We start from the raw sequence: 3,705 nt of genomic DNA on the forward strand, positions 1-3,705 counted from the left end.
GCACCGATCGTCGTCGGCGCGGCGGTCCTCGCCGGAGCGCGCTTCGCGCGTTGGTTCTGGTGGTGCTTCTGGGCGGGCATGGCGTTCGCGTTCGGGTTCGTCGTCTGGTTGATCGCGCAGAGCATCTTCGACCTCGGCACGCTGTGCCCGTGGTGCATGGTGACCTGGGCGGTGACGATCCCGTCGTTCTATGCGGTGACGATCCATCTGCTGCGGTCAGGCGTCGCACCGGTTCCTGCGCGCGTGCGCAAGGCCGCCGCAGGCCTCATGGCCTGGGTGCCGCTGATGGCGATCCTCAGCTATGCGGTCGTCGTGCTGCTGGCTCAGGTGCAGCTGAACGCCCTTCCGAACATCTTCCAGACGATCTTCGGCTGAGCTGCAGCGAGAAGGCGCCGATCCCCAGAGGGATGCGGCGCCTTCGTCGGGCTGGGGAGAGGGTCAGAACCAGATGGCGAGTTCTCGGGCAGCCGACTCGGGGCTGTCAGACCCGTGCACGAGGTTCTGCTGCACCTTCAGGCCCCAGTCGCGGCCGAGGTCGCCGCGGATCGTGCCGGGTGCAGCCGTGGTCGGGTCGGTCGTTCCCGCGAGCGAGCGGAACCCTTCGATGACCCGGTTGCCGGCGACCCGGATGGCCACGGAGGGGCCCGACATCATGAACTCGAGCAGCGGCTCGTAGAAGGGCTTGCCCTCATGCTCGGCGTAATGGCGCTCGAGACGCTCGCGCTCGGGCTCGACCAGGCGCAGGTCGACCAGCGCGTAACCCTTCGCTTCGATCCGGGCGAGGATCACGCCGGTGAGACCGCGGGCGACGCCGTCGGGCTTGACGAGGACGAGGGTTTCTTCGGTGGCCATTCAGTCTCCGTTCGTGGGTTCCGCGTCTGCGGCACGCGAGGCGTTCCGGCGGTCCAGCGCCGCCCCCTTGATGGTCGCATACGCCCACATCGCTCCGAAAACGAGACCGACCAGCACCAGCGCGGGAACGAGGAATCCGCCGAGGACGACGACGACCTGAAGGGCCCACCCCAGCACGATGCCGGCGCGGTACCGCAGGAGACCAGCGGTGACGACCATCGCCAGTGCGACGATCGTGCCGCCGACGATCCCCCACCAGGGCGGGATCGACCCCGGGAGGGCGCGCAGCCCGAACACGACCAGTCCACCGAGGAAGACGATGATCGATTCGAATCCGAGCACCACCGCCCCGAGCGACTCGGCCGCTCCTCGCGAACGCCTCACTCGGGGCTCACGCATCGGCGCCACCGCGCTTCCATCCCTCGGCGACCGATACCGCGATCGCTTCGCCGGCGAGCACCACCGAGCCCGCGATGACCACTGCACGCTGAGCGGACTCGACCGCCCAGGCCCGGGCCTCGTCGGCGGCGGACGGAAGATCACCGTGCACGGTGACGTCCAGCCCCGCGGCCTCCGCGAGATCAGCCAGGGCATCCGGGTCACCGGCGCGGTCCGAGGCGGGCGCGGTCACGAAGACGCGCGTGGCGATCGGTGCGAGGGCCGCGACGATGCCGGCGGCATCCTTGTCGGCGAGCACGCCGAGCACCACGCCCCACTCCTCGAACGCGAAGGACTCGCGCAGCGCGGTGGCCAGCGCTGCGGCGCCGTGAGGGTTGTGGGCCGCGTCGACGAGCACGGTCGGCGCGGTGCCGAGCAGCTGCAGCCGGCCCGGAGAGGTGACGACGGTCAGCGCCTCGGCGAGCACGTCCTCCGCGATCGCCCGTCCGCCGGCACCGAGAAGCATCTCGACGGCGGCGATCGCCAGAGCGGCGTTTCGCCCCTGATGCGACCCGTACACCGGCAGGTACGCCCCCTCGTAGCGTCCCGCGAGTCCCTGCACGGTCAGCTGCTGGCCACCGACGGCGAGCCGAGCCTCGGTCAGGGCGAATTCGCGACCCTCGAACGCGACCCTGGCACCGCGCGCGATGGCCGCGGCGCGGATGACCGCCTCCACCTCGGGGTCCTGCCGCGCGGAGACAACCAGCGCGCCGTCCTTCACGATCCCGGCCTTCACGGTCGCGATCTCGGCCGGGGTCTCGCCGAGGCGGTCGGCGTGGTCCATGCCCACCGGAGTGAGCACAGCCACGTCGCCGTCGGCGGTGTTGGTGGAGTCCCACGAGCCCCCCATGCCGACTTCGATGACCGCCACGTCGACGGGGGCATCGGCGAAAGCGACGAACGCGAGCACCGTCAGGAGCTCGAAGAACGTCAGCGGGTCCTCCCCCTCGGCGACGAGTTCGGCATCGATCATCCCCACGAAGGGATCGATCTCGTCCCAGGCGTCGGCGACGGCCGCGTCGTGGATCGGCTCACCGTCGACCAGGATGCGCTCGGTGAAGCGGTCGAGGTGGGGACTCGTGAACAGGCCGGTGCGGAGCCCGTGCGCACGCACGAGCGCCTCGATCATGCGGGCTGTCGAGGTCTTTCCGTTCGTGCCCGTGATGTGCACCACGCGATAGGTGCGCTGCGGATTGTCGAGCAGGTCGAGCACCCGCTGAGTGCGCTCGATCCGCGGCTGCACCCATCGCTCGCCGGCGCGGTCCAGAAGCGCCGCGTAAACGGCGTCCGCTCTTTCCCGATCGGTCATCGAATCGCCTCCATCCGGGAAACGCGGACCGTGACGACGCCGGCGTTCGCATAGGTGCCCGCGGTCACGGTGGTCTCGAACTCCATCGACGATCCGGTCGCGGTGTCCCCGAGGACGTGCTCACGGGCGAGCGTCTCGCCGGCGACGTCGGCGATCTCGAACGCCGACTCCACCTTGGCCAGATCGCCCGCGTCGGCGAACAGCAGCTCCAGGCGGATGCGGTCGCTCACCTCGAATCCTGCCGCCTTGCGGGTCTCCTGAACCGCCCTGATCATGTCGCGGGCCAGTCCCTCCGCCTCCAGCTCGGGGGTCGTGACGGTGTCCAGCAGGACGAAGCCGCCGTCGGCAAGCAGCGAGATGGCCACGCCCTCGGCGACGCCTCCCGCCTCCAGCGTGAGGTCGTACTCGCCGCTTTCGAGCGCGATGCCGTCCACGACCACCGCGCCGTCGATCTCCTCCCAGACGCCGGCTCTGGCGCCGGCGATCACGTGTTGAACGCGTCTGCCCAGTCGCGGGCCGGCGGCTCGGGCGTTCACGCTCAGCCGACGGCTGATGCCGTACCGCTCGGCGACGGCCTCGTCGAGCTCGATCAGTTCGACGGCCTTGACGTTCAGCTCCTCGCGCAGAATCGCCTCGAACGGCACCAGCGCGGCGGCGTCTCGCACGACGACCGTCAGCGCCGCGAGCGGAAGCCGCACGCGAAGCCCCTCGCGCTTTCGCAGGGCGTTCGCCGCGCTCGAGACCTCGCGCACGGCATCCATCGCCGAGCGGATGTCGGCCGCCGGGGCGAAGGCCGAGGCATCCGGCCAGTCCTGCAGATGCACGCTGCGTCCGCCGGTCACGCCCTTCCAGACGTGCTCCGACACCAGCGGCAGCAGGGGCGCCGCAACCCGCGCGAGGGTCTCGAGCACCGTGTACAGCGTGTCGAAGGCGTCTCTGCTGGCGGGATCGTCGGTCACGCCCACCCAGAACCGGTCCCGCGAGCGGCGGATGTACCAGTTGGTCAGCACCTCGGCGAAGTCACGCAGGCGCGCGGCCGCCGTCGTGGAGTCCAGTCCCTCGAGATCGTCGGCGACGCCGCGCACCAGGTCGCCGGTGAGCGCCAG

The 3,705-nt window shown here is 70.5% G+C and carries 5 protein-coding genes; 1 reads left to right on the plus strand and 4 read right to left on the minus strand.

Going from position 1 to position 3,705, the window contains the following annotated elements:
• The coding region (locus tag B4E30_RS13460) for a vitamin K epoxide reductase family protein (protein ID WP_286795585.1) at positions 1 to 375 on the plus strand (375 nt) is incomplete at its 5' end.
• Positions 376 to 438: 63 nt separating this feature from the next.
• On the opposite strand, the gene ndk is transcribed toward B4E30_RS13460, so the two are convergent.
• From ndk to B4E30_RS13480, 4 genes are all read right to left on the minus strand, one after another.
• A complete protein-coding gene (gene ndk, locus B4E30_RS13465) occupies positions 439 to 852 on the minus strand; it encodes a nucleoside-diphosphate kinase (protein WP_071043319.1) in 414 nt (137 codons plus the stop codon).
• Positions 853 to 1,251 (minus strand): DUF4233 domain-containing protein, encoded by a 399-nt coding sequence (locus B4E30_RS13470; protein ID WP_286795586.1) that lies wholly within the window; start codon positions 1,249 to 1,251, stop codon positions 853 to 855.
• Positions 1,244 to 2,599 (minus strand): bifunctional folylpolyglutamate synthase/dihydrofolate synthase, encoded by a 1,356-nt coding sequence (locus B4E30_RS13475; RefSeq protein WP_194385247.1) that lies wholly within the window; start codon positions 2,597 to 2,599, stop codon positions 1,244 to 1,246. Before B4E30_RS13475 ends, B4E30_RS13470 begins: the two co-directional genes overlap by 8 nt.
• Positions 2,596 to 3,705 (minus strand): class I tRNA ligase family protein (locus B4E30_RS13480; protein WP_286795587.1); only part of this gene is annotated, 1,110 nt, incomplete at its 5' end. The genes B4E30_RS13480 and B4E30_RS13475, both read right to left, overlap by 4 nt.

Origin of the sequence: Microbacterium sp. UBA3394 (assembly GCF_002358725.1) — a bacterium.
GTDB lineage: Bacteria > Actinomycetota > Actinomycetes > Actinomycetales > Microbacteriaceae > Microbacterium > Microbacterium luteum.

Coding starts and splice junctions, on each gene's coding strand:
- ndk (WP_071043319.1), bottom strand. CDS start 852: ATGGCCACCGAAGAAACCCTCGTCCTCGTCAAGCCCGACGGCGTCGCC.
- B4E30_RS13470 (WP_286795586.1), bottom strand. CDS start 1,251: ATGCGTGAGCCCCGAGTGAGGCGTTCGCGAGGAGCGGCCGAGTCGCTC.
- B4E30_RS13475 (WP_194385247.1), bottom strand. CDS start 2,599: ATGACCGATCGGGAAAGAGCGGACGCCGTTTACGCGGCGCTTCTGGAC.